This is a genomic window from Desulfurobacterium pacificum, assembly GCF_900182835.1.
Lineage (GTDB): Bacteria > Aquificota > Aquificia > Desulfurobacteriales > Desulfurobacteriaceae > Desulfurobacterium_B > Desulfurobacterium_B pacificum.
The window spans coordinates 491698-516561 of record NZ_FXUB01000001.1 but is presented as its reverse complement, the minus strand read 5'-3'; the positions used below and the strand labels follow the sequence as shown (position 1 = coordinate 516561).

Sequence of the window (24864 nt, the reverse complement as noted above, 5' to 3'; positions counted from 1 at the left end):
AAATGAGAAACATCAAGCTAACGATAGAGTATTTGGGGACAAACTATTACGGCTGGCAGTTGATACCTAAAAAACCTACCATTCAAGGAGAATTACTGAAGGCTTTGGAGAAGATACTTAACCATCCTGTTAAATTGATAGGGGCAAGTAGAACAGATGCCGGCGTTCACGCTTTTGGGCAGGTTGCTAACTTCTTTACCGATAGGGATATTCCCCTCTGTAATTTAAAGAAGGCTGTGAATGGATTACTTCCTCCTGACATTAAAATTGTAGAGGTAGAAGAAGTTCCTGAAGGTTTCCATTCAAGGTTTTCAGCTACCGGCAAACGATACCTGTACAAGATTTTCAACAGAGATACTCCGAGTCCTTTTGAGTATAGGCGTTCCTGGTTTATTCCCTTTGAATTGAACCTTGAAACGATGAAAACTGCTTCTGTTTACCTTATAGGTGTTTACGATTTTTCTTCCTTTTCAAAAAGGGATAGGAAAAGGGAAATCAATCCGATAAGAGAGATTAATAAAATAGCTTTTGAGTTTTCGGACAACGCTTTGGAAATCAGAGTTTGGGGACGTTCTTTCCTCAGACATATGGTGAGAGTAATAGTTGCAACTTTGGTTAAAGTAGGAACGGGCAAACTTTCACCGGAAGATGTGAAAAGGATTTTAGACGCTAAAGACAGGTCACAGGCTCCTTACTTAGCTCCACCCGATGGCTTGTACCTTGAAAAGGTATATTACGACGATTATCCATTTTAGCCTGTGCTGAAAGGTAACCCGTTTATAACCGTGTTAATCCATTGAGCTGTTACCGTATCCATGGTTAATACGTGTTCCACTATCCAGTTCTTGAACGTTTCGTTGAAATACTCTATTAGCAGTTCGTTGTTTTTACTTTCTTTCCACTGATTAATAACTTCTTTCACTTCCTTTCTTACTCTGTTGTGTTCCTCAAGGTGACACTCATAGGCAAAAAATCCCGTCCGCCTCATCAAGTCTTCTTCATAAGAAAAGTGATTCTCTAAATCCTCTTCAAAGCTTCTTAAGAGTTTTTCTATCTTCTCTTCTGGTTCGTTTTTTTTCAGTGCATCGTAGAGTTGGTTGAGTATCTGGACTTCTTGTCTGTGAACTAAGTTCATTCCTTCATAAGGTACTTCAGGCAGTTTTTGGGGGTTAATTAACATAAAGATTCTCCTTTTCGCAAGTTATAAGATTAAACTATGCAGAGAGCCGGAGATTTAAATGATAAAAATCAATGAAGCGGGCGGAGAAAAGCCCGCAATAGGAGTCTTAAAGGTGCTTCTGGATGTATTCTATAGCATCTCCAACAGTTTGGATTTTTTCGGCATCTTCGTCAGGAATTTCAATTCCGAACTCTTCTTCAAGAGCCATTACTAATTCAACAGTGTCAAGGGAATCTGCACCAAGGTCTTCAATAAATGAAGCCTCAGGTGTTACCTCTTCAGGGTCAACGCCAAGTCTATCGGCTACGATTTCTCTAACTTTCTGTTCGATGTTTTCCATCGTTAACCTCCTCTTTAACAGCTTTATATTATCGGGTGGAATTATAGTCTAACAGCTAAAAAAGTCCACCGTTGACGTGAATCACAGTTCCTGTAATGTAAGAAGCCATGTCTGAAGCTAAAAATAAACAAACGTTTGCAATTTCTTCCGGCTTTCCTTCTCTTTTTAAGGGAATAGACTTAAGAAGTTCCTGTTTGATTTTTTCGGGTATCTTTTCAGTCATGTCCGTTGTTATGTAGCCAGGTGCTATGCAGTTTACCCTGATATTCCTTCCGCCTAACTCTTTTGCAAGTGATTTTGTAAAACCTAAAAGAGCAGACTTTGTAGCAGAGTAGTTAACCTGTCCCACGTTCCCCGTAAAACCTACAACTGAAGAGATGTTTATTACGTTTCCGCTTCTCTGTTTTACCATTGCAGGAATAACTGCTTTAGTTACGTTGTATACGCCGTTCAGGTTCGTATTTATAACTGCGTCCCAATCTTCATCTTTCATTCTTATGAACAGAGTATCTCTTGTTATTCCTGCGTTGTTTACTAAAACGTCAATTTTTTCTTCCGCTTTTAAAACTTCGTCAACGCCCTTCTTTACCTCTTCCCTGTTTGTTACGTCCATTTTTAAGCCTTTAACGCCCAACTCTTCTGCAACTTTTTTTGTTCTTTCTTCAGACGTTCCAGTGATATAAACTGTAGCACCTGCGTTTTTGAACGCTTCTGCGATTGCTCTTCCAATACCTCTCGTTCCTCCTGTTACTAAAACCACTTTTCCTTCAAAGTTCATTTCAACCCCCTTAATTATTTTGCTGCATCAAGTCCTATACTTCCGATGACTGAAAAAATGCTCACTAAAATGATTGTTTTTACAAACCAGTTAACGTTATCTACGATTGCAGGGTATATGCCTAAAGCTATTAGAATAAGGGCAGATACAACCATAGAGATAAGGATACTTGTTATTAACCTCAGTGGTAAGAAGCCTGCGACATTTTGGATTTTCCAGTTGCCGAAATTAGAGTACTTAATGAACATGTATATTCCAAATACCATTGCTATTAGCAAACAGACAGCATGAATCCAAGACATGCTTTTGGAGATTTCCCATATATCTGCGTTTGTAGCAAATGGAAGCGCTAAGATAATAGCTCCTGTAAGTTCCTGAATAAAATCGTTGAAATTAAAAGAGCTTTTTTCCTGTTTTAATGAACCTTCTATGTTTGAAAGGTGTTTTTCCAAAAGCTCTATTTCCTCTTTTATTGTTTCAAATTCTTTCTTTATCTCTTGGTCTGTCATTTTCTTTACCTGAAGATGTAATATAATTTCAAAATCATGATTGCTCAAAAGGTTAAAGTTTTGCTGTTGGTTTCAGTTCTTGCGGTTTTACCTTTAAACCTTGCTCTACCTTCCGATTTATGTCCTCCACTTTCTAAAGCTCAGTGGATTATAACAAGAATTTCCAAAGGAACGTTTACGGTTAAATCCTTGAAACCACTAAAACCTTTCAATGCCTGCCAGATAAACACAAATGAAGGAGAAACGTTCTTTCTATCCGCCGATGGAAAGAAGATAATAGAGGGAATGCTGTTAAACGTTCCAACCCCCAAACTTTCTGAAAGGGATTACAAGATAATAAAGTCTAACGTCCTTTTTTATGCCGGTAAAGGTAAGAAACTTCTTTTAATTGCTACAAACCCCCTGTGCGAAGCTTGTAGAGCTCACAGGAAAGAGATAAAAGACTTTCTTTCAAAGTACAGAATTGGATTTATACCTGTAGGCTTTAAAAGAGAAGAGGAACTTGCAGCCATTGATGCTTTCTGCAGACGGAAAGGATTGAAAGACTTTTTTAACGTTCCTAAACGTTGGAAGCTGTGTGATAGCGGAAAGCTTAAAGTTTGGACTGTGGAAGATGTATTTAAAAAATATGGGATTACTGGAACGCCGGTTTTCATATTTCCCGATGGTACAATGAAACTTGGGGTAGAAGAGGTTTTGAATTCCGTTAAATAATTTGTTGGATTGGGAGATTTTATGGCTGCGAAAGGGCTTGACTTAACGAAACCAATAGAGATTGCCGAAGACATCTTTTGGGTTGGATACGTAGTTCCCAACGACCCATTTCAATGTCACGTTTACCTTATCCGCAACGGAGATGAAAGCATTCTGATTGACCCGGGAAGTATGATTACCTTTCCTATTGTTTTAGAGAAAATCTGCGAAGTAACGAAACTAAGGAATATAAAATACATCATAATGCACCATCAAGACCCAGACATTGTAGGCTGCTACAACACACTTGAATCCATAATGCCCAAAAGAGACGACAGACGCGTCGTAACCCACTGGCGAGCGTACATGCTCCTAAAACACTACCAATGGAAAACCCCCTTTTACTTAGTAGACAAAGAAGGCTGGAAACTAAAAGCAGGCGACAGAGAACTTGAATTCATATTTACCCCATACGCTCACTTTCCCGGAGCCTTCTGCACCTTTGACAAAAAAACGAAGACACTCTTTTCCAGCGACATTATGGGAGCCATATCCGACAAATTCATGTTTTACGCAGAAGACACAGAAGAATACTACGAAGGACTGAAACTATTTCACAAACACTACATGCCCTCAAGCGTTATTCTCAACTTTGCCCTAAGGCAGATAAAAGAAAAAGACCCGGTTTTAATCGCCCCACAACACGGTTCAATCATAAAGAAAGACATGATACCTAAAGTGATGAAAATTCTAAGTGACTTAGAATGCGGACTATACCTATTAGACGAGAAAGAAACAGACCTATTCATATTAGGCAAAACGGATAAAGTTTTAAAACAATTTTTTGAAGACGCGATACTATCATCTTCGTTTGACAAACTGCTTGTTAACTTACTTAACCATATAAAGGAAGAAGTTCCTCACGTTAAAGAGATACTTGTAGCTGGTAGAACGCCTGTTTGTAAGGATGGGGTTGCTGTTATTTGGGTGAAGGATGGGAAAGTTTTGAAAGAGGTGGGGGAGGAGTTTCCATCTAAGGATGAATGTGATTTTTCTATAGATTTGGAAACCAACGAAGGCAAAATAGGATTTTTGTGTATAAAAACTGAACGGGAGTTGAGTGAAAAAGAAAGAAAGTTTTTGGAAGTTCTTTTCAAGAAAATTTCAGTGCCACTTTCTATATCTCTAAGTAGAGAATTAACATATGAGTTTTTGGAAAGAGAAAATAAACAACTATTTGAGAAAGCCACAAAAGACCCGCTGACAGGACTTTACAATAGGCGTTATCTCTTTGAATATTTAAAGGCAAAGTTGGAAGAGAGGAAACAATTTAAGTTTCCTCTATCGCTGGTGATGATAGATATAGACCACTTTAAAAAGATTAACGATACTTACGGGCATCTTATCGGTGACTGTATTCTAAAAGAGATTGCCCTTATTCTTCGTAAGAGTGTGAGAGTGTCTGATTGTGTTGCCAGATATGGTGGAGAGGAGTTCGTAATTGTCATGCCTTTTGCCAGACTATCTGGTGCATGTAAGAAAATGGAGAAAATTAGAAAAGAGATAGAAAACCACTCTTTTTGTAAGGATATAGGCATTAAAGTCACCATTAGTGCGGGAGTTACCGAGTATAAAGATGGTATGAGCATTGAGGAGTTTATAGAAAGAGCTGATGAAAATCTATATGAAGCCAAACGTTCTGGTAGAAACAGGGTAATTTGTAAATGACTTTTTATTTGGTGGAGGTGGCGGGATTCGAACCCGCGTCCGGAGATGCGACCCGGATAGCATCTACAGGCTTAGCCCGTGTTTTTTCTTCTCGCTCCGGGGTTAGCCCACGGGCAGGCGCCCCGAAGCCAGCCCTCTGACTTCTCGGTAATCCCTCCGAGGGCGAGAGGGATTACCCAGCCCGTCTCTCTGTCGCCCTACCCGAAGCCGACGGGCGGAGCTTCGGGGGACGTCGCTGCGTTAATTAGGCAGCGAGAGCGAGTTCTTCGTTGGCAACTATCTTGGGTGCCTTTTTTACGAGGTTGGCTCCTCGACCTGCCGCTATCCGAGCCTTTGCATCCCCGTCGAAACCATTCACCCCCATTATTTCTGTTCTATAATATAGCCCTCTCTTTTTTTTCTGCAAACTCCTATATTTCAGTAAAACTCTTTTTGAAAGGGGTAAGAATGAATCAGGAACTGATAAGGAACTTTTGCATAATTGCTCACATAGACCACGGTAAGTCAACGCTTGCAGATAGACTCCTTGAGTTTACCGGAACGGTTTCAAAAAGAGAATTAAAAGAACAGATGCTTGATACTTTAGAGCTTGAAAGGGAAAGAGGTATTACCATAAAGCTTAACGCTGTTAGAATGAACTATAAGGCTGATGATGGAAAAACTTACACGATGCACCTTATAGATACGCCTGGTCACGTTGACTTTACTTATGAGGTTTCACGAAGCCTTTCTGCCTGTGAAGGGGCGCTTTTAGTGATTGATGCAACGCAGGGGATTGAGGCGCAGACGATAGCCAACTTCTTTTTGGCTTTAGACGCCGGGCTTGAAATTATTCCTGTTATAAACAAGATTGACCTGCCGAGCGCCAACGTTGAATGGGTAAAGGAGCAGATTGCAGAAGTTTTAGGGCTTGACCCTGACGATGCCATACCTGCTTCTGCTAAAGAAGGAATTGGAATAAAGGAGATTTTAGAAGCGATAGTGAAGAAAGTGCCTCCGCCTTCTGGTGACCCAAATAAGCCTTTGAAAGCTTTGATTTTTGATTCTTACTACGATAACTACAAAGGGGTAATTCCTTTTATCAGGGTGTTTGACGGCGTAATAAAGCCGGGAATGACCATAAAGCTTATGTCTAACGATAAAGAGTTTGAAGTTGTGGAAGTCGGAACACAATCTCCTCAAATGGTTAAGTTAGACCAGCTTTCTGCCGGAGAGGTTGGCTGGATTGCAGCAAACATTAAGAACATAGAGGATACGCAGGTTGGCGACACGATAACGGACGCTAAAAATCCAACCGATGAGCCCTGTCCCGGCTTTAGACCTGCAAAGCCGATGGTATTTGCGGGACTTTACCCTGTAGATTCTGACGATTACGAGAACCTGAAGGAAGCTCTGGAAAAACTGAAGTTAAACGATGCTGCGCTTTTCTTTGAACCGGAAACTTCTGCTGCGCTTGGGTTTGGGTTTAGGTGTGGATTTTTGGGTCTTCTTCACATGGAAGTGATAAAAGAAAGGCTTGAGAGAGAGTTTGGTTTAAACCTTATAGCAACTGCACCGAGCGTTATTTACAAGGTTTATCTGAAAGACGGTACCGTCGTTGACGTTCAAAACCCGGCAGAGATGCCGCCACCGGAAAAGATAGAAAGAATTGAAGAACCTTATATTACAGCTTCTATTATTACGCCTGCTGAATACGTTGGACCTATTATGCAGCTCTGTCAGGATAGAAGAGGTATTCAAACAGGATTTACCTACTTAGACCAGTCAAGAGTAGAACTGCGATACGACATGCCTCTTTCCGAAATTCTTTTTGACTTCTTTGATAAGTTAAAGTCCGTTTCAAGAGGTTACGCTTCTTTTGACTACGAGCTTGCTGGTTATAAGCCATCTGAACTTGTAAAGCTTGACATTCTTATAAACGGAAAACCTGTTGATGCTCTTTCCGTTATCGTTCACAAAGATAAAGCTTACCAGAGAGGGCGTCAATTAGTTGATAAGCTAAAAGAGATTATCCCGAGACAACTCTTTGAAGTCGCCATTCAGGCAGCAATTGGAAACAAAATTATTGCCCGTTCAAACGTTAAAGCTTTGAGGAAGGACGTTCTTGCCAAGTGTTACGGTGGTGACGTTACGAGAAAGAAGAAACTCCTTGAAAAGCAGAAAGAAGGTAAAAAGAAGATGAAAATGCTTGGTAAGGTAGAAGTTCCACAGGAAGCGTTTTTAGCTGTCCTGAAAGTGGACTAATTTATAATAGAGATTGAACGCTTTAGAGGATAGAATGAATACTGCAAAAGAATTTATGCCTCGTTATACAGTAGAAGATTATAAGTATTGGGAGGGAGACTGGGAACTAATAGAAGGCATACCTTTTGCTATGGCACCGTCCCCTTTCGGTAAACATCAAAGAGCATCTTTTCTCATTGCAAAGCAGATAGAAGAGCAGCTTGAAAACTGTCCAAAAGAGTGTTTTGTCTATCAGGAACTCGATTGGATAGTTGATGAACACACCGTTGTAAGACCCGATTTGGTAGTTGTGTGTAAACGGGTAGATGAGCATTTAAAGTTTACTCCAGAAGTTGTTTTTGAAATAGTTTCTAAATCTACTGCTTTTAAGGACGAAAACGTAAAGTTTGCCCTATACGAGAGAGAAAAGGTTAAGTTTTACGCCCTTGTTTACCCGGACATTAGAAAGATGAGAGTTTTTGAGTTAAAAAGTGGAAAGTTTGAAAAGGTATTTGACAGCGACACAGGTTCTTTCATTTTTAAAATCAAGTGTCCGTTTGAAGTAGATATTGAAAAAGTTTGGGAAAGAGTTTGACTTTCCTTTTTAAAGGGAAATCTTCGAGACGGAATTTCCTTCTTATAAGGAAAGAATTACTTTAAAGAAGCAAACAGTATTTTACTTGAGATTTCTTCAACTGCTTTTTTGACGGGTGGGCTCAAGCCTTTAGTGAAAGGTGGCATGCTTTCTACCTGAATGCCGATGAAGATAACTTTTTGAGGCATTTCGTCGGGAAAGAGTTCGTAGCCGGTTGTGACTATCTCTTCCATTGAAAGGGTGTGGGTTAAACCGCCGAAGCGTTCTTTGTTTTTTCCTTTTTCAATTGAGAATTCAACTATTTCGCCCGGGTTTAGCCCTATATCAACGGCATCAACTAAAATGGCTAAGTCGTAGCCTTTGATTTTTTCTAAAATTTCAAGGGAAGGGAAAAGAAGGTGGCACGTGGCCACCCTTCCTTTTAGCCTTTCAACTATTTCAAATCCTGCTCCATCGTCTCCGAAAGAGGGGTTTCCGATGCCTACAACTATTACCTTCAATAGTTCCTCAGTTCCTTTATTCTCTTGCCGTTTCTGTAAACTATCACGTTTGTTGGATAGTGTCCCGGGTAAGCGTGGGTTGCGCAGGCTAAACACAGGTCGTAAGGTCTGTGAGCCATTTCTATTAGGTTAAGAGTTCCTTCGTCAACTTTGCCGTCTTTAATAAAGTATTTAGCAGCTTTTCTTACGGCTACCTGAATTGCGCCGTTGTTTATGGTGGTTGGCACTATCAGGTTAGCGTCTGTTACAAAGCCGTTTTCATCTGTCCAGTAGTGGTGAATGAGCGTTCCTCTTGGTGCTTCAACTATTCCAACGCCTTCACCGGTTACTTTGCCCGGTGGCGTTACGACTTTTTCGTCTGTGAGTTCAGGGGATTTGAGAAGTTCCTTTATCAGTTCTGCCTGGTTGAGTATCTCTATTGCCCTTGCCCAGTGGTAGGCGAAGATGTTGTAAACAGGTTTTCCACCGAAGAATTCAACCATTTCTTCGTAAGCTTTTTGAGCTAAAGGCGTTGAGTAGCCTTCAGAAGCGTTGAAGCGCGCTAAAGGTCCTACGCTGATAAGGTGGGTGTCTTTGCCGTCTTCAAGACCTTTCCAGCCCTTCTGCTTGAGGTATGGGAATTTTGCGTAGCTCCACGGAAGGGTTTTTTCCGCTAAAACGTCTAAATACTCTTTACCTGTAAATCTGACTATCTCTTTACCTTCTGGCGATACTACAACCTGAGTGCCATGGTAGTAGGTGACTTTGTTGTTTTCGTCAACTGTTGCCATGTAGTTGGTAACGACGTTGAAGTTTTCTTCTTTCAGCAATTTTGAGTATTCGGGATTTTTAACGACAATTTCTTTAAAGAGTTCAACGGTCATTTTTCCGAGTTCTAAAAGGTCGTCGGAAAGTTTTTCTATTTCGGCTTTTTCTTCTTCCGTTACTTTTTTAGCCCAGCCTCCCGGCACTGCTGCGACTGGATGAACGGGCTTTCCGCCTAAAATTTCAACGATTTTTGCTGCTGAAAAGCGCTTCTGAAGTATGTCTTTTACAAGTTCTTTTCCTACTCTTTTTGCTACGCCAATCAGGTTTCTTTCCTGCGGTGGTGCGGTTGGTCCGCAGATGAAGTCTGGCAGTCCTAAAGCGTAGAGGATTTCTGTGTGGTCTTCTATGTGGTGGGCTAAAAGTAAGAGCTGCCTGATTTTTTTGGCTGCAGGAGGGGGTTCAGCGGAAAATATCTGGTCTGCAGCCTTTAGTGATGCCGAAAAGTGAACGGCTCTGCAGACGCCGCAAATTGTGCTTGCGGTTCTCGGCACTTCTTCTATCGGCATTCCTTGAAGGAACTTTTCGTATCCCATGAATTCAACAACTTGAAGGAAGGCGTTTTCAACGTTTCCGTTATCGTCAAGGAAAACTGTTATTTTGCCGTGACCTTCAAGCCTTGTAATTGGTTCTATTTCAGCCTTTCTCATTGTTTCCTCCGATTACTCTTTAGGTTTGACTACTGATGATTTAGGAAGGCTGTATCTGTAGAAAAGGTGCATTGGGTCTGGCACTTTTTTGAGGACTTCAAGGCTTCCCATAGCTGTGGCTATGGTGCTTATTGCTTTAACACCGAAGTCTCTTACGCCTGGTATCGGTCCTCCGCAACCTCTGCACGGAACGTTTACCTTTATGCACGCTGCATCGCAGTCTCCTAAGGTTACAGGACCAAGACAGAGGTATCCTGCTTCAAGCAGACAGACGTCTTCTGGTATTTCGCCTAAAACTCTTTTGACTTCTGTCGGGCGTTTCTTTATTCCGCCGTGTCTTATCGGGTTTCTGGGGCATACGTCGCAGACGGCTTTGCCCATTGTGAGCCAGCTTCCTTTTGGCGGGAGGTCGCCTGACAGCAGTTTTTCAAGTATCCACTTAATATGGTTGTAAGAGGGCGGGCAGCCGCCGACGTAGTAGTCAACTTCAACGACTTGGTCTAACGCTTTTGCTGGTTTGAGGACGGGCAGTTCAAGGTCGTATTTGCCGTCTATGGTGCAGTGGGGGGTGGGGAGGATTTTTTCAGGATTATCAGTTGACGGCGTTTCAATGTAGGCTTTTTTAAGTAATTCTTCTTGAGGAAAGAGGTTAACTAAACCTTTTATTCCACCTAAACTTGCACATATACCGAAAGCTATTAACGTTTTACATTTTTTTCTCATTACTTTTGCCATATGTTCATGTTCAGAGTTTCTAACGTTACCGCTGAAAAATCCAAAATCTATGGAATTGTCTGGCATTGCTTCTAAATCTTTATACTTGAAGTCTGCTATTGTTGGTGCGAAAAACGTTAGTTCAACGTTTTCTAAAAATTCCAGCAGTTTTTTAGAAGTGTCCAGCAAGGACGTGTCGCATCCGGCACAGCCGCCGGCTAAGTAATAGGCAAATTTAGGCTTTGACATGACTGCCTCCTTTAACTTTAAGGAGAGTTTCGTTAACTTCTCTTATTGCGTTAGCAAGTTTTTTGCCCTGAGGAACGCCTATATATTCCCAGCGAACGATTTTGTCGTTTACTCCTAACATCTTTAAAGATTCGTTAAACATTTCTATTCTGTTTTCCTGCATGTAGTTGCCCCAGATGTGGTGGCAGTTGTCTTTGGGACATCCAGCAACGATGATTCCGTCTGCCAAATCTCTTTCAATGATTTCAGCTATAACGTCAAGGCTCAGGGATGCGGAGCATCTTACCCTTATGCTTCTAAAGTTTTCAGGCAACTTTTCCTTTAGTTTTATACCCATTAGGTCTGCTGCGCCGTATGCGCACCAGTAACAAAGGAATGCAAGGATTCTTGGTTTATCTTTAGGCAGGTGCTTGAACGCAACTTCAGCCATTTTTATTAGTTGTTCATCTTCAAGGTTGGAGAACTTGATAGCTTTTGATGGACATGCGGAGTAGCAAAGTCCACATCCTCTACAAAGGTTTGGGTCTATTTCTACAATTGTTTTTTCTTCACTACCTGCGTTTTTGAGGCTTATTGCACCGTGAGGGCAGCACATCAGGCAGGTTTCACACCTTGAACACTTTTCCTGGTCTATTACCGAGTAATACTTTTTGTTTTCTCCTTTTAGCGCTTTATAAGCTCTAACTGCTGCTCCCAAACCTGATTCAATGCTTTCCTGAACGTCCTTGAATCCTTTTGCGCTGCCTGCCACAAAGACCCTTTCAACATAAGTTTCTATTGGATTGATTACTCTTGGCTGGAACTCTAATGGGAAGCCAAACTTGTCAGTTTGGACGTCAAGCATGTTTGTTAGTTTCATTTGGGCGGGAATTAGAGGTTCTGCTAAAACAGCCATTTCTGATGAGTAAGTTTGCTTTTCTCCCTTAATTAAGAGTTTTCCGTTTTCATCTTTTTCTATTTTTTCAACAGCTTCTTGTATAAATTCAACTCCAGCTTTTTGGGCTCTTCTTCTTAATTCTTCAAATGCTCTTCCTGTTGTGCGCAGGCTTCTGTAGAAAACTTTTACTTTTACGTCTGGATGGTTTTTAGCCAGTATGGCTGCTGCTTTAACGGTTGCAAGGCAGCAGAGCCTTGAGCAGTAACCTACATCGTCTTTTTTACACAGGACGAAAGCTATCTCTTTTGGCTTTTTGCCGAAAAAGTTGTTAGCGACGTATCTTTCGTATTCAAAGAGCGTTACAACTTCAGGATATTTGTAACCTAACTCCTCATAAACGCTCATATCTTTGCCGGTAATTCCTGTGGCTATTACGATTGCGCCGAATTCGTCTTCAACGTATCTATCTTCAGCGTTAAGGTCTATTGCGTTTGTTGGGCAAACTTCTACGCAGTTTCCGCACATGGTGCAGGCTGAATCAACGATGTTGTAGGAATCTGGTATTGCAAGCGGGAAGTCTTTGTCTATAGCTCTTCTTTTGGTTTTACCTAAGTTAAACGGATTAGGAATTTCAACGGGACATACCTTGGCGCACTCGCCGCAAGAGATGCATTTTGCCGGGTCAACTTTTTGGGCTTTTTGCAGGATTCTAACTTTGAAGTCTCCATTTTCTTTTACAACTCCTGCAACTTCTGAGTTGACCATTACCTTTATGTTGTCTCTTATCATTGTATCTCTGCCGACTACCGGTATCACGCACTCGCTCGTGCAGAAAGAAGGAGAAGATTCAGACTGCCAGAGAAGGGCTATTCTTGCTGCATTTCCGCCCAAGTAAGGTTTCTCTTCAACTAAAGTTGTTTCAACACCTAAATCAGCAAGAGCCTGGGCACAGCGCTGACCTGCAACGCCACCGCCGACTACCAGGACTTTCTTTTTGAGGTTTTCTTTTAGAGCAGGAGCGTTTGTTTTGACTTTTTCGTAAGCCATTAAAAACATGTCTTTTACTTTGTTGTTGAGCTGTTCTATGTCGTCGTGGATGTAGTAACACTGTTCTCTCAGGTTGAGTGTTTCCCAGGCAGCCGGGTCTAAGCCCAAAGCTACCATGAGTTTTTCTATGCGGTCTTCGTTGAATTGTAGAGAAGACCTTTCTGAACATCCGCCAAAAATTAAAGCGTTCACTTTTCCTTTAAGTTCTTCTGCCTGCTTTTCTGGTTGTTTACAGAAGTCTTTTGTAATTATTACCTTTTCTACACCCGGGAGACTTTCGGCAAATGCTTTAAGGGATTCAAAGTCTATTTTTGACTTTAGAACGTCACCACAGGTGCAAAGAACCACGCCTATCTTTGGTTCTTCAGCCATGAGCCACCTCTCTTCAATTGGTGTAAGTCTATTTAATTATATTTGCTAACTCAAATCAAGTAAATAGCAGGAAATCGCAATAGATAAATTCTGTTGATTTAAAGATAAGGAATTAAAATTGAAGGACTCTCACGCAGAGAGTCCTTGAAGGAAAGTAGAGGAGGAAGAAAGGTTTATTTGCAGGAAGGCATTTCTATTAATCCAACGTTGCCGTCTTTCCTTTTGTAAACGACAGCGGCGTTTCCGGTTTCTACGTTGCAGAAAACGACAAATTCTCTGTTAGAACCTAAAAGTTTAATTACGGCATCTTCGACGGAAATAGGTTTGTAGAGTTCCGGTTCAACTTCAATGATTTCTACAGGTTTTTCGGTAACTTCTTCTTCAACTAAGGTTATCTGCCTTTTACTCTTCTGTGCTTCCCTTTTAGCCTGAGTCTGGACTTTGTCTTTTAGCCTTCTCAACTGTTTTTCTGCAGCGTCAACGACGTAGTCAACGGCAGTGTAGAGGTCATCGGTTTCCTTTTTTATTCTTAACGTATGGTCAAAAACGTTGTAGATTACTATTTCAACGGATGCCCTGTATTTTTCCTTCTTAACTATAACGTCAGCGAATACTTCCCTTCTTTCATCGTCTCCAAGATACTTTTCAAGTTTTGAAAACTTCTCTTCCAGTGTGTTTTTGATTGCTCCTGTAAGGTCAATACCATCACCGATGAGGTTAAGCTTTAGGACAGCCATCCCATCCTCCTTGTAGTTTTTTTCTGTTAACCTACCTTTAAATTAAAACAAATTTTTGAAGGTGTCTATGGAAGGGAAGGCTTTTTTGCTTTTTTCTGGTGGATTGGACAGCGTTTTATCTGCTTTACTTTTGAAAAAAATGGGATTTGAGGTTGTTGGTATTCATTTAACGTGTCCTTTCTTTGAGAAAAATCTTGAAAGTGTAAAGGAGATTGCTAAGAAAATAGGAATAGACTTAAAAGTGATTCCTGTTGGAGATGACTACCTTGAGCTTGTTAAAAATCCCCCCCACGGCCACGGCAAAAACCTTAACCCCTGCATAGACTGCAAAGCCTACATGCTGAAAAAACTGAAAGAGATAGCAGGTGAAAGTGGAATAATCGCAACAGGTGAGGTTTTAGGACAACGCCCTATGTCTCAGCGTTTAGATGCTTTTAGAAAAATAGAAAAGATAGCAGGGCTTGAGGGGAAGGTTTTAAGACCTCTGTCAGGTAAACTCTTACCCCCTACCGTTTACGAAAAGGAGGGAATCGTTGACAGAAATAAATTGCTGTCTTTGAAAGGTCGTTCAAGGAAAGAACATCCAAAACTGCTTGAAAGCTTTGGATTCAAAGTTGACGATTTTCCTACACCTTCTGGTGGTTGCCTTTTAACAGAACCTTCCTTCGCTGTAAAAGTAAAAGACCTGATGGACCATAACGAACTTAACTGGCGGAACGTAGAGCTTCTGAAAATAGGCAGACACTTTCGTATAGGAAATTGCAAGCTGATAGTTGGTAGAAACAAGGTTGAAAACGAGGTGCTAAAAGAGAAAGCAAGAGAAAACGAGTTAACTACTACTGTGCCTGATTACCCTTCACCGATAGGTCTTTTAACGTGTGATAATCCTGACGATGAGACCGTTAAAACAGCTGCATCAATAGTAGCAAGGTATTCAGACGCTAAAAACGAAAAGCAGGTAAACGTAAATGTCTACAAAAATGGTAAACTAATAAAGGAATTGGTTGTTGCGCCCTGCTACGAGTGTGAAAGGTTTATGGTGAAAAGATGATTCTGTGGAGGCGCTATGCCGCTGTTTAAAACTGTTCTTTACTCAACAGATTTTTCCCCTTTAGCTGAAACTGCCCTTGAGTACGTGAAGAAACTGAAGGAAGCTGGGACAAAAAAAGTAGTGGTTGTTCACGTAATTGAATCCCTTTCAATTGAACTGCCTGAAGGAGTTGACCTTTTAGATGCTGAAACCCTCGCAAAAGTTTTACCGAGAACCGACCAGCTTTACATCACTTCAACGATAGAAAAGCTTGATAGAATAAAGAAGAACCTTGAATTTTACGGGTTTGAAGTGGAAATAGCGTTGAGATATGGAAATCCCGGCGATGAGATTGTAAGCGTTGCAGAAGAAAAGAAGGTGAGTATTATCGTCATGGGTGCCCACGGCAAAGGGCTTTTAACAGAGATTCTTTTAGGGAGCGTCTCTGTTGACGTTATGAGAAAAGCGAAATGTCCTGTGTTGATAATCAAAAGGAGGGAGGAGTGATGCTGTTTGAGAAAATCCTTTACCCGATAGACTTTGAAAAGCACAGCCTTGAAGCGAAGCCTTACATTTTAAAACTGAAAGAGGCTGGATGTAAAGAAGTTCACATTCTTTACGTTTTACTTCCTTCAGAATGGGGTTTACTTCCACACGAAGAGTATGACACTCTGGAAAAGGTTGAAGGCTTAAAGAGCGCTTTAAGTGAGGGGTATTCCGACGCTCTGATTAAACGTTTTAAGGAGATGGAAGAGATAGCTAAAGAGTTTGAGGAAAACGGAATAAAAACAAGGGTGGTGATGATTCCGGGAGAACTTGACGAGGTGATTTCAAACTACGCCGATAAGCATGGAATAAAGTTGGTGGCTTTAGGAATAAACGGTGCTTCTCTTTCTATTTTGAGAGTTGGAAAGATTTTGGACATTTTGAGAGCCACGAAGCAGCCAATCTTGATTGTGAAGTCAGAAAGTGAAGAGTGAAGCTTTTGAGAGGTTGATAGAGTTAGATAAGGAGGTGTCTTCTCTTCTAAAGGATGCGCAGCGCAGGGCTGAAGATTTATTGCGGTTCAGTGAAGAGCAGAGAAGAAGGATACTTGAAGAAGCAGAGAGAGAGGTGGATTCTACTGTAAATAAAGAGAGAAAACGAAAAGAGAAGGAACTTCGGGAATTAGAAGCAGAACTTTCTTTAAGGTTTGAAGGGTTAAGAAAAAAATTGGAAGAAACGCAGGTTGATAGTCTCGCAAACAGCTGTTTGAATCGTATCAGGGAGAAGGTTTGCTCTTAAAGACTGCCGTTTTAGGTAGATTGAACGCTACCTGCAGAAGTATTCTGTCAACGCTTTTGAACACCGAATTTTTTAGGACTCTTATAAGAACAGGTTCTCTAAAAGAAGTTTATCAGCTTTTGAAAAAAACTTCCTACTCGCCGTTTGTGGGAGCTGCTGATAGAGAAAGTCTTTTAAGTGCAGTGGAAAGTTACTTTGATTTCCTTCTTGATAAGGTTTTTAAAATCTATCCTGTTGAGGAGTTAAAAAGTTTTTTTCTGGTGCAGGATAGAGGTTTTATTACAGAAAAACTCTTAAATAGCAGAAGTTTCAGGCGCTTTGGATTGGTCTATTCCGACTTTTTAGACGTTCTTACTGTAGTTAGGTATCGTGTCATAGAAGGTCTATCGCCTGAAGATGTTGCACCGTTTTTGTTTGCAAAGGGTAGCTTAAAAGGTTTGCTTCCTGAGATGCTAAAAGCTTCAGGTTTAAAAGAGCTGTCGGCAGTTTTGCCGTTTGCCAGCCACGTTACCACGTTTGAAGAGTTTCGCAAAAGTCTTTTTCGTTTTCACGTTGATTCTTTGAGGAAGCTGCTTTTAGGGTATCCCTTTACACCTGTCGTTTCTTTTGTGGTTTTAAGGCTTAAAGAGATTGAGAAGGTCAATTTAATTGCTGTTATAGAGGGAATAGCTGGGAATTTTGAAAGAGAGCAGATAGAGGAGATGATAATTGATACTTCCTGAAAGGCTTCTTTACGTTGAGCTGGAAGTTGAGAAAGAAAGACTGGAAGACGTTGTTGTGAGGTTGGGGAGGTGGGGATTTTTCCATCCTGAAATTTCTAAAGAAAATGGCGTTTTTATCTTTGAAGATGAGTTGATTCTTTCTCAACTGCAAAGCGTTGCAGAATTTTTGAAAATCCCCCCCACCCCTTCCTATCAAAAAGTAAACGTTGAAGCTTTAAAGGATAAGTTTGAACGCCTGTATAGAGAAACCCTGAAGCTAAAAGAGGAACTGGCACAGGTAGAAAAGGAAAAAGAACTGCTTAGATTAGCAGAAAAAGTGGACGAGTCATTCGGTGGTAACGTTTCTAAGTTGGTTAGAGATTTAAGAGTAATACCTTTTAGGGCAGGCACTATCAAAAAGGAAGTTAGTGAAAGTTTATCTTTATCTTTGCAGTCTGAAAAGCTTTATGCCCTTTTTGCCTCTCTTTATCACGGCGACCTTGCCGTTCTTATCTTTTTTCCACCTGAAAGAGAGTATCTGTTTGAAAAGATACAGTCAGCTTTTAACGTAACACCTGTTCCTCTTAAATACTTTAAGGAGGAAGTTAAAAAAGAGATAGAGTCAAGAGAGGAGTTAATAAAGCGGAAGATTGAAGAGATAAAAAGGCAGCACGAAAAAGACGTTGCATCTGCTCTTGGCTTTCTCAGGGTGAAGAAGAGGATTTTTGAAGTTACATCTTCAGGTTTTGAAAGAGATGGAAAGAAAGTTTTGAAGGGCTGGATACCAGAAAAAAAGAAAGAGGAATTTCTAAAGTTGTTTAACGACTGCAGAATCAAATTCCATCCGCCTGGCGAAAATCCCCCCTCTCTCATCCAAACCCCTTCCTTCCTCAAACCAATAGAAGAGATAGTTTTCTCATACAGCTATCCTTCCTACCACGATGTCAATCCCGTTCTTCCGTTCATAGCCGTTTTCGTCCTGCTTTTTGGCGTTATGTTCGGCGACGTGGGACACGGCTTGATGCTCTCAGCCTTAGCTGTTCTTTTAGAGAAGAAAGGAAAGAAAGCAATAGGAAGGTTGATGCTGCTTTCAGGTATTTCTTCTACGATTTTTGGATTTCTCTACGGTTCGGCTTTCGGCAGAGAAGTTTTCCATCCTTTACTCTTTTCGCCGATGAAAAGCGTTGAGTCTTTGTTAGTGTTCAGCATAGGTATAGGCGTTATTGTTATTACTGCCGGGTTTATCATAAAGTTTTTCTCTTCCGTTCACAGAGAAAGCTTTGAGCAGGTTATTTTCGGTGAAGAGGGCGTCCTTTCCTTCGTTGCCTACTGGCTTTCTTTGGGTATTCTGATTAAAGCGCTTGTTCTGAAGATGAGCGTAAAGGTAGAGCTAACAATTCTTTTTATTCTACTTTTGGCTTCATTTCTCTACGCTTTCAGGAAAACGAAGCAGGCTGCTACCTCTTTTATAGATGCCGTCCGAATTCTTTTAGAGAATCTGATTAACACGCTTTCGTTCATGAGGCTTGGGGCGTTTGCTCTTGCGCACGGCGCTCTGTTTTTTGCCGTTTTTACCGTTGCAGAATCTGTCAGGGCTCTTAAAGGAGGAACTCTGATATACTGGTTAATAGTGGTATTGGGTAACCTGTTTGTCGTTGCTTTAGAAGGTTTAATAGTTACGATACAGGCGTTAAGGCTCAACTATTACGAGTTCTTTAAGAAGTTTTACAGGGGTGGAGGAAGACCGTTCAAACCGTTTAGACTGGAAGTTGAATAGTTATAATTTTTAAATGGAACATAATCATGGAGAACAGGTGAAAATCCTTAAAAGAACTGCGCGTAAGAAACCTAAAAGTCTATCGGAAATAGTTGAAGTTCTCTTAAAACATCGTGAAGAGCTATACCAGAGATACGGGGTTAAGCATTTGAAAATTTTTGGTTCTTTTGCCAGAAACGAACAAAAAAGGGATAGTGACTTAGATGTAATCGTTTTTCTTGATGGCAGGATAGATTTACTCGGTTTTGTAGAACTCAAGCATTACTTAGAAGAGATTACCGGGCTTTCAGTAGATTTAGTGACAGATAGAGGGATAAGTCCTTTTGTTAAACCTTACATTCAGGAGTTTGAGGTTTTTTAATGAAGAAAAAAAGTTACAAGGTTTTTCTGCACCATATTCTGCAGGAATGCAACTTTCTAATTGAAAATTCACGCACTTTAAATTATGAGGAGTTTTCAAATAACCCAGTTTTTCAGAGAGCCTTTGTAAGGAGTTTAGAAATTATTGGAGAAGCCGTTAAAAATCTGCCAGCAGAATTTAAATATAGCTATTCCCATATTCCCTGGAAAAATATCGCTGGAATGAGAGATATACTTATTCATGAATATTTTGGAATTGATTATGAGCTTGTTTGGAAAGTAGTTAAGGAATCAATTCCTTCGTTAAGAAAGGAAATTTTACACATTTTAAGTAGCACGGAAGATAAGTAACGGATTAATCAATATTCTGCGGGGGAACGTTATGAAAACTGCTTTAAGGTTTCTTTTCTTCCTGCTGTTTCCTGCCGTTGCTTTTGCGGGGGATAAGGCGTGGGGTTACATGGCTGCAGCAGTTTCTGTTGGGCTTTCCACCGTTGCTGCCGGCGTTGCAGTTGGGCTTGTAGGTTCTGCTGCAATGGGGACGATGGGCGAAAAGCCGGAGATGTCGGGAAGAGCTTTAATCTTTTTGGGGCTTGCTGAAGGTATTGCTATTTACGGTCTTATCGTTGCAATCCTTATTTTAGGTAAGCTATGAGAATCGTTTTTATCGGCAATGAAAGAGAATGTGCCGGCTTCAGGCTGGGGGGCGCAGAAGCAGTTATCGTAAACGGCAAAGAAGAGTTTAAAGCGAAAGTTGACCAGCTTATTCACGATGAGGACGTTGGAATATTGGTTATTCCTGACAGGTATTACAAAACGTTCCTTCCCTTTTCCGAAAAATTAAAGAGAAAGGCAAAACCGGTAGTTGTTTTCGTCCCTTCTTTTGACGGCATTCATCTCAAAAGGGATTTAAAGGAGTTCCTGTATGGAGTTCTGGGAATCGGGTAACTTTGAGGAGTTCAGAAAAGAGGTGATAAAAACTACCAAAAAGAAAAGTATTGCCATTTTAGAAGAAGCAGAGAGAAGAGCTAAAGAAATAGAAGAAAATGCGCGTAAAGAAGCAGAAAAGATTAAAGAAGAGAGGTTAAATGCAGCGCTGAAGCAGTTGGAAGAAGAGTTTTCTGCAAAGAGAAAAGAAATTGAAACCGCTTTTGAAAGGAGAGTAAACGAAACTATTGAAAATTTTAAAGAATTGGTCTTCCTTCAGGTTTTAGAGAAGCTGGATTTTATCTATCTCTTTGAGTGTTTTAAAAAGCGCGTTTTAGAAAAGCATAAAACGGGAAGGTTTTTGGTTAGTTGCAGGTTGAAGGGCAATTTTCCTGACCTTGAATGCACAGACGAAAAGGGCGTTCTGTTCAAGTTTGAGGGAGAAAACGTAGCGGTTCTTTTTGATGAGAGTGAGTTAATGGAAGTGGTAGAAGCGGAAGTTCAAAAGCTTTTAAGAGAGGTTTAACTTGGGGAGGGTTGTAAGAGTTTCTGGTCCTGTGGTTGAAGTTGCTGTAGAGGAGGGAGAAAAGCCTTTTCTCTTTGAAGTTGCGCAGGTTGGCGGTTTAAAGCTGATGGGTGAAGTTGTTTCAATAACTAAAGATAGAGCTGTCGTTCAGGTTTACGAAAGGACGGAAGGTTTGAAAGTTGGTGAAAGAGTTTTCTTTACCGGCAGAATGCTTTCTGTAACGCTTGCCCCCGGCATTTTAGGAATGATTTTAGACGGCTTGGGCAGGGTTCTTTCTTCTTCTGGTGAGAGGATTGAAAGGGGAAGAGGAAAGAAGTTCTTTCCGGAAGGGGAATTTGAGTTTGTGCCGCAGGTAAAAGTTGGAGATGAAGTAAATGCAGGTCAGCTGGTTGGATTTGTTGAGTTTAAAGGTTTTAAGTATAAGATACTTTCACCTGTTGACGGAACGGTAGCGAGGGTAAAAGAGGGGAAGGTTTCTGCTGAAGAACCGGTAGTAAAGGTGGGAGAAACCGATGTCTTTATATTTGAGGAAAGGGCTGTAAGGATACCTTCTCGCTTCGGTAAAAGGGTAGAGGTAAGCGAGCCTCTTTTTACCGGTCAGAGAATCGTGGATTTTCTGTTTCCGGTAGCTAAGGGCGGTGCAGCTTCTATTCCTGGCGGTTTTGGAACAGGCAAAACGGTTCTTCAGCAAACTCTTGCAAAGTGGTGCAACGCCGATGTGATTGTCTATATAGGCTGCGGTGAAAGGGGAAACGAAATGACAGAGATTTTGAAGGAATTTCCAAAGCTTAAAGACCCTTATACGGGAAAACCTCTGATGAACAGAACGGTTTTGATAGCCAACACCTCAGACATGCCCGTTTCTGCAAGGGAATCTTCAATCTACCTTGGAATAACGATAGCCGAATACTTTAAGGATATGGGTTACTCGGTTGCCGTTATGGCAGATTCAACGTCAAGGTGGGCTGAAGCCATGAGGGAGATTTCCGGGAGGATGGGAGAGCTTCCGATAGAGGAGGGATTCCCCGCTTCTCTCTCTTCAAAGATAGCTTCTATCTACGAGCGTGCCGGCGCTTTTAAAACTGCTGATGGGAATGGAAGCATAACGATAATAGGAGCTGTTTCGCCGCCGGGTGGGGATTTTTCTGAACCGGTTACAAGGCACACGAAGCGATTTACGGGAACGTTTTGGGCGCTTGACAGAGAATTAGCGAGTGCGAGGTTTTACCCGGCTATTAATCCTTTCAACAGTTACAGTAGGTATGCTGAGTTTGTTAAAGACTGGTGGAATCGGTTCGGTGATTACGGGGCTTTAAGAAGGTGGATGGTTGAAACGCTTCAGGAAGGTGAAAGGCTTGAAAAGTTAGTGAGACTTTTAGGAAGGGAGTCGCTGCCGGAAGACCAGAAGTTAAAGTATGAAGAGTTCAACGTTATCAGAGAAGCGTTTTTGAGACAGAACGCTTTTGACCCCGTTGACTGCTACTCTTCCCCTAAAAAGCAGATTTTCATGGCTGAAGTTTTAAAAACTCTTTCTGAGTGGTGGCGTAAGGTTTTTGAGGAAAGAGGTGTTCCCGTTGACAGAATAGTTTCACAGCCGATTGTTTCAGAGGTTCTAAAAATGAAGATGGAAGTGAGCGAGGATGAGCTGGAGAAGTTAGAAGAGTTGAAGAAAAAGATAGAAGAAGTTTATGGGGAGTTTTTGAGGTGAAAGAATATTACAAAGGCGTTGAGTCTTTAAAGGAGCAGCTTCTCTTTTTTAAGAGTGATGCAGTTGAGCCTATGTTTGGAGAAAAAGTTTTCGTGAAGTGGAAAGACAGGGAAGTTCCGGGCAGGATAATAGAAATTAACGAAAAGGTGGCGTTGATAGAAGTTTTGGGGGATTCTTCTGAAATATCAAGGGATGTGCTTGTCAGGTTTACCGGTGAGATGTTTACCGTTTCAGTTTCTGAAGAGATGGTAGGCAAAAGGTTTAACGCTTACGGTGAAGAGCTGACAACCGGTAAAAAACCGATTGGTAAAGAAGTTGAAGTTTACGGAAAACCTATAAATCCGTTTTTCAGAGATTTCCCAAAAGAGCCTATCGTTACAGGCTTTTCTGCGATAGACGGTTTAAACGTGCTGGTAAAGGGACAGAAGCTACCGATTTTTTCTGTCTCTGGCGTTGAGACGGAAGATTTGGTTATCAGTCTGGTTAATCAGATTCAAACGGAAGAAACGCTTACCGTTTTAGGCGTTATTGGACTTAAAAATGAGATTGTTGATTATCTTATAAAAAGAATTGTCGGCAATACGATAGTTTTCGTTGCAAGAGCTTCAGACCCTCCAGCTGCTCAGGTTCTTCTACCAAGAACGGCTTTGACGGTGGCAGAGTTTTTCGCCTTTGAAAAGGGTTTGGACGTTGTTACCGTTCTTTTTGATATGACAAACTACTGCGACTCTTTAAGGCAGATTTCTTCAAAAAGGGAAGAGATACCAGGCAGGAAGGGGTATCCTGCCTACATGTATAGCGACCTCGCTTCTATCTATGAGCGTGCTGGATTGATAAAGGGTAAAAAGGGTTCTCTTACGATGATTCCTGTTCTTACGATGCCTGACGATGATATTACCCATCCTATTCCAGACTTAACCGGTTACATAACAGAGGGGCAGATAGTTTTAGACAGAAAACTCTATCAGCAGGGTATAAAGCCGCCGATTGACGTTTTGCCGTCTCTTTCAAGGTTAATGAACGATGCGATAGAGCCTTTTCACAGAAGGTTTGCATCTCAGCTTTATTCAGCTTACGCTAAGTTTAAAACTGTTGAAAAACTTGCATCTATCATAGGTGAGAGTGAGCTTGGAGAAGTTGAACGGAAGTATCTTGAGTTTGGCAGAAGGTTTTTAAAAGAATTTATAGGTCAGGAGGAGGGAGAAAAGAGAACCCTTGAGGATACGTTTGCCGTTGGCTTGAGGGTTCTCTCTCTTTTACCTGAAAAAGAGCTTACTCAACTTAAAGAGGAAGACCTGAAAAGGTTAGGAAGATGATAAAGAGCAGGACGGAGCTTTTAAAACTTAAAGAGGAGATAAAGTTTTTAGAAGATGGAAAGGCGATTTTTGAGGAAAAGAGGAACATACTGCTTAAAGAGGTTATGGCTATTGTTGATGAGATAGAAGAAAAGAGGAAAAGACTGAATGCCAAAGTGCTTGAAGGTTATAAAACGCTTTCAAAAGCGATTATGGAAGTGGGTGAGGGAAGGCTTTTAAAGGAAAGTTCTGGCGGGGGAAAGATAGTTTTGAGCGTGGCAGAGCAGGTTTTTGCTGGAGTAGTTGTGCCTAAAGTTTCTTTTGAGTTTGAGAAAGAGGTTGTGGTGGAGAGGGGAGAGGGGATTTTTTCTAAACTCTCGGAGAGGATTTTTAGAGAGGTTGTTGAATTAATTCTGGAAATTGCGGAACTTGAAATGAAGGGCTGGAGGCTGGCGGAGGAGATAAAGAAGACTACTGTAAGGATTAACGCAATAGAGAACTTTTACCTGCCTGATTATAGAGAAAAGGCAAAGAAGATAGAGGAAGAATTGGAAGAGAGCGAAAGGAACGCAATTGCCCTTCTTAAGAGCTGGCGTCTGAGTTATGCAAGGTAATTTTTTCACATTTGTTTTTAAGTTTGACGTCAAAGGTTATTAGTTTAGACCTGTTTAACCTGGCGTATGCACAGATGAAAGAATCTACAAAACTCAAATTTGTTTTTTCGTAGATACTTAAGGCGACTTCTACAATTTTGTTATCCTGGACTTTGCAGCTCTTGATTCCCAGAAAGAATTTAATCGCTGAAACAATTTCTTTACGAGGGATTTTATAGACCTTTGAAAGAACGAAAATTACCTCTGCGATAACGGATTGAGGGATAAAAAGTTTTCGTTGTCCTTTTATGGCTTCGGTAAATATCTTTTCTGCCTGCAGGTAAAGCTCTTCAATATCTGCCATAAGGTAACGAATTATTACGTTTGTATCTACTACTTCCATTTCTGGCAGAAAGCCTCCTCAATGGCTTTTTCTTCAATTTCCATTATTTCTTCGGGCGTTTTATCTTTGAATGCGAACTTTTTAAATATTCCTCCAATTCCTGAAACTGGTCTTATGACTATTTTGTCCCCTTCCATTTCAACGGAAACAAGATTGCTTTTCAGGCGTTTCCTGAAAGCAGCGGGTATTGTAATCCGTCCTTTAGATGTGATTTTTGCGATAGGCATACCTTACCTCTTTTAATTGCCTTACTTAGTTTATAAA

The 24864-nt window shown here is 41.0% G+C and carries 30 protein-coding genes and 1 other RNA gene; 19 read left to right on the top strand and 12 right to left on the bottom strand.

All coding sequences use genetic code 11. The features are described 5' to 3' along the window. The first annotated feature begins 2 nt into the window (after positions 1 to 2). A complete protein-coding gene (gene truA / locus QOL23_RS02560) occupies positions 3 to 755 on the top strand; it encodes a tRNA pseudouridine(38-40) synthase TruA (protein WP_283400019.1) in 753 nt (250 codons plus the stop codon). On the opposite strand, the gene QOL23_RS02555 is transcribed toward truA, so the two are convergent. The 4 genes from QOL23_RS02555 to QOL23_RS02540 all read right to left on the bottom strand — a co-directional run bounded on the left by QOL23_RS02555 (position 752) and on the right by QOL23_RS02540 (position 2807). After that, entirely contained in the window at positions 752 to 1180 is a 429-nt protein-coding gene (locus QOL23_RS02555) for a bacteriohemerythrin (protein WP_283400018.1), read from the bottom strand. The two genes, truA and QOL23_RS02555, sit on opposite strands and share 4 nt — an antisense overlap. 106 nt (positions 1181 to 1286) lie before the next feature. Next, entirely contained in the window at positions 1287 to 1520 is a 234-nt protein-coding gene (gene acpP, locus QOL23_RS02550; RefSeq protein ID WP_283400017.1) for an acyl carrier protein, read from the bottom strand. 55 nt (positions 1521 to 1575) lie between these two features. Then, a complete protein-coding gene (fabG, locus tag QOL23_RS02545) occupies positions 1576 to 2298 on the bottom strand; it encodes a 3-oxoacyl-[acyl-carrier-protein] reductase (protein ID WP_283400016.1) in 723 nt (240 codons plus the stop codon). Between the two features lie 14 nt (positions 2299 to 2312). Continuing rightward, complete coding sequence (locus QOL23_RS02540; RefSeq protein WP_283400015.1) at positions 2313 to 2807, bottom strand: DUF2391 family protein; 495 nt, start codon at positions 2805 to 2807, stop codon at positions 2313 to 2315. A 60-nt stretch (positions 2808 to 2867) separates the two neighbouring features. Here QOL23_RS02540 and QOL23_RS02535 point away from each other — a divergent pair, with 60 nt between their 5' ends. Further along, positions 2868 to 3521 carry a thioredoxin fold domain-containing protein gene (locus QOL23_RS02535; protein ID WP_283400014.1) on the top strand — a complete coding sequence of 218 codons (654 nt, stop codon included), beginning with the start codon at positions 2868 to 2870 and terminating at the stop codon, positions 3519 to 3521. A gap of 21 nt (positions 3522 to 3542) precedes the next feature. Further along, positions 3543 to 5228 (top strand): oxygen-binding di-iron domain-containing protein, encoded by a 1686-nt coding sequence (locus tag QOL23_RS02530; RefSeq protein WP_283400013.1) that lies wholly within the window; start codon positions 3543 to 3545, stop codon positions 5226 to 5228. A 9-nt stretch (positions 5229 to 5237) separates the two neighbouring features. Here the strand turns inward: QOL23_RS02530 and ssrA are convergent. Then, positions 5238 to 5590, bottom strand: a transfer-messenger RNA (tmRNA) gene (gene ssrA / locus QOL23_RS02525). An 85-nt stretch (positions 5591 to 5675) separates the two neighbouring features. Between ssrA and lepA the strand changes: the two genes are divergently transcribed. Together lepA and QOL23_RS02515 are read left to right on the top strand one after the other, a co-directional pair. After that, positions 5676 to 7472, top strand: a complete 1797-nt coding sequence (gene lepA / locus QOL23_RS02520; RefSeq protein ID WP_283400012.1) for a translation elongation factor 4 — start codon at positions 5676 to 5678, stop codon at positions 7470 to 7472. Between the two features lie 34 nt (positions 7473 to 7506). Continuing rightward, positions 7507 to 8046: a Uma2 family endonuclease gene (locus QOL23_RS02515; RefSeq protein WP_283400011.1), complete on the top strand. Its 540-nt coding sequence runs from the start codon at positions 7507 to 7509 to the stop codon at positions 8044 to 8046. Positions 8047 to 8102: 56 nt separating this feature from the next. On the opposite strand, the gene QOL23_RS02510 is transcribed toward QOL23_RS02515, so the two are convergent. The 5 genes from QOL23_RS02510 to hpf all read right to left on the bottom strand — a co-directional run bounded on the left by QOL23_RS02510 (position 8103) and on the right by hpf (position 13996). Further along, a complete protein-coding gene (locus tag QOL23_RS02510; RefSeq protein ID WP_283400010.1) occupies positions 8103 to 8546 on the bottom strand; it encodes a hydrogenase maturation protease in 444 nt (147 codons plus the stop codon). Next, positions 8543 to 10000, bottom strand: a complete 1458-nt coding sequence (locus tag QOL23_RS02505; RefSeq protein WP_283400009.1) for a Ni/Fe hydrogenase subunit alpha — start codon at positions 9998 to 10000, stop codon at positions 8543 to 8545. Before QOL23_RS02505 ends, QOL23_RS02510 begins: the two co-directional genes overlap by 4 nt. 12 nt (positions 10001 to 10012) lie before the next feature. Continuing rightward, positions 10013 to 10963 carry an NADH-quinone oxidoreductase subunit B family protein gene (locus tag QOL23_RS02500; RefSeq protein ID WP_283400008.1) on the bottom strand — a complete coding sequence of 317 codons (951 nt, stop codon included), beginning with the start codon at positions 10961 to 10963 and terminating at the stop codon, positions 10013 to 10015. Continuing rightward, positions 10950 to 13259 carry a hydrogenase iron-sulfur subunit gene (locus QOL23_RS02495; RefSeq protein ID WP_283400007.1) on the bottom strand — a complete coding sequence of 770 codons (2310 nt, stop codon included), beginning with the start codon at positions 13257 to 13259 and terminating at the stop codon, positions 10950 to 10952. The genes QOL23_RS02500 and QOL23_RS02495 overlap by 14 nt, the downstream gene beginning before the upstream one ends. A 173-nt stretch (positions 13260 to 13432) precedes the next feature. Further along, complete coding sequence (gene hpf / locus QOL23_RS02490) at positions 13433 to 13996, bottom strand: ribosome hibernation-promoting factor, HPF/YfiA family (RefSeq protein ID WP_283400006.1); 564 nt, start codon at positions 13994 to 13996, stop codon at positions 13433 to 13435. Positions 13997 to 14063: 67 nt separating this feature from the next. Between hpf and QOL23_RS02485 the strand changes: the two genes are divergently transcribed. Genes QOL23_RS02485 through QOL23_RS02420 form a run of 14 tightly spaced genes read left to right on the top strand, consistent with a single transcriptional unit; the run spans position 14064 to position 24218 of the window. Beyond that, entirely contained in the window at positions 14064 to 15047 is a 984-nt protein-coding gene (locus tag QOL23_RS02485; RefSeq protein ID WP_283400005.1) for a DUF814 domain-containing protein, read from the top strand. Between the two features lie 15 nt (positions 15048 to 15062). After that, positions 15063 to 15533, top strand: a complete 471-nt coding sequence (locus tag QOL23_RS02480; protein WP_283400004.1) for a universal stress protein — start codon at positions 15063 to 15065, stop codon at positions 15531 to 15533. Then, positions 15533 to 16006, top strand: coding sequence for a universal stress protein (locus QOL23_RS02475; RefSeq protein ID WP_283400237.1), 474 nt, complete (start codon positions 15533 to 15535; stop codon positions 16004 to 16006). The genes QOL23_RS02480 and QOL23_RS02475 overlap by 1 nt, the downstream gene beginning before the upstream one ends. Continuing rightward, positions 15996 to 16310 carry a hypothetical protein gene (locus tag QOL23_RS02470; RefSeq protein ID WP_283400003.1) on the top strand — a complete coding sequence of 105 codons (315 nt, stop codon included), beginning with the start codon at positions 15996 to 15998 and terminating at the stop codon, positions 16308 to 16310. Before QOL23_RS02475 ends, QOL23_RS02470 begins: the two co-directional genes overlap by 11 nt. Further along, positions 16301 to 17032 (top strand): V0D/AC39 family V-type ATPase subunit, encoded by a 732-nt coding sequence (locus QOL23_RS02465; RefSeq protein WP_283400002.1) that lies wholly within the window; start codon positions 16301 to 16303, stop codon positions 17030 to 17032. Before QOL23_RS02470 ends, QOL23_RS02465 begins: the two co-directional genes overlap by 10 nt. Next, positions 17019 to 18788: a V-type ATP synthase subunit I gene (locus QOL23_RS02460; RefSeq protein WP_283400001.1), complete on the top strand. Its 1770-nt coding sequence runs from the start codon at positions 17019 to 17021 to the stop codon at positions 18786 to 18788. Before QOL23_RS02465 ends, QOL23_RS02460 begins: the two co-directional genes overlap by 14 nt. A 37-nt stretch (positions 18789 to 18825) precedes the next feature. Next, positions 18826 to 19149, top strand: a complete 324-nt coding sequence (locus QOL23_RS02455) for a nucleotidyltransferase family protein (RefSeq protein ID WP_283400000.1) — start codon at positions 18826 to 18828, stop codon at positions 19147 to 19149. After that, positions 19149 to 19499 (top strand): HepT-like ribonuclease domain-containing protein, encoded by a 351-nt coding sequence (locus QOL23_RS02450; RefSeq protein WP_283399999.1) that lies wholly within the window; start codon positions 19149 to 19151, stop codon positions 19497 to 19499. The genes QOL23_RS02455 and QOL23_RS02450 overlap by 1 nt, the downstream gene beginning before the upstream one ends. Before the next feature lie 31 nt (positions 19500 to 19530). After that, positions 19531 to 19803 (top strand): ATP synthase subunit C, encoded by a 273-nt coding sequence (locus tag QOL23_RS02445; RefSeq protein WP_283399998.1) that lies wholly within the window; start codon positions 19531 to 19533, stop codon positions 19801 to 19803. Continuing rightward, positions 19800 to 20096 carry a V-type ATP synthase subunit F gene (locus QOL23_RS02440; RefSeq protein WP_283399997.1) on the top strand — a complete coding sequence of 99 codons (297 nt, stop codon included), beginning with the start codon at positions 19800 to 19802 and terminating at the stop codon, positions 20094 to 20096. Before QOL23_RS02445 ends, QOL23_RS02440 begins: the two co-directional genes overlap by 4 nt. Further along, positions 20074 to 20601 (top strand): hypothetical protein, encoded by a 528-nt coding sequence (locus tag QOL23_RS02435; RefSeq protein WP_283399996.1) that lies wholly within the window; start codon positions 20074 to 20076, stop codon positions 20599 to 20601. The genes QOL23_RS02440 and QOL23_RS02435 overlap by 23 nt, the downstream gene beginning before the upstream one ends. A 1-nt stretch (position 20602) precedes the next feature. After that, on the top strand, positions 20603 to 22309 hold the full coding sequence (locus tag QOL23_RS02430) for a V-type ATP synthase subunit A (RefSeq protein WP_283399995.1): 1707 nt from the start codon (positions 20603 to 20605) through the stop codon (positions 22307 to 22309). Continuing rightward, on the top strand, positions 22306 to 23625 hold the full coding sequence (locus QOL23_RS02425; protein ID WP_283399994.1) for a V-type ATP synthase subunit B: 1320 nt from the start codon (positions 22306 to 22308) through the stop codon (positions 23623 to 23625). The genes QOL23_RS02430 and QOL23_RS02425 overlap by 4 nt, the downstream gene beginning before the upstream one ends. Then, entirely contained in the window at positions 23622 to 24218 is a 597-nt protein-coding gene (locus QOL23_RS02420; protein WP_283399993.1) for a V-type ATP synthase subunit D, read from the top strand. The genes QOL23_RS02425 and QOL23_RS02420 overlap by 4 nt, the downstream gene beginning before the upstream one ends. Here the strand turns inward: QOL23_RS02420 and QOL23_RS02415 are convergent. Beyond that, on the bottom strand, positions 24187 to 24600 hold the full coding sequence (locus QOL23_RS02415; protein ID WP_283399992.1) for a type II toxin-antitoxin system VapC family toxin: 414 nt from the start codon (positions 24598 to 24600) through the stop codon (positions 24187 to 24189). The genes QOL23_RS02420 and QOL23_RS02415 overlap by 32 nt on opposite strands. Further along, positions 24591 to 24827 carry an AbrB/MazE/SpoVT family DNA-binding domain-containing protein gene (locus QOL23_RS02410; protein ID WP_283399991.1) on the bottom strand — a complete coding sequence of 79 codons (237 nt, stop codon included), beginning with the start codon at positions 24825 to 24827 and terminating at the stop codon, positions 24591 to 24593. The genes QOL23_RS02415 and QOL23_RS02410 overlap by 10 nt, the downstream gene beginning before the upstream one ends. Positions 24828 to 24864 lie beyond the last annotated feature (37 nt).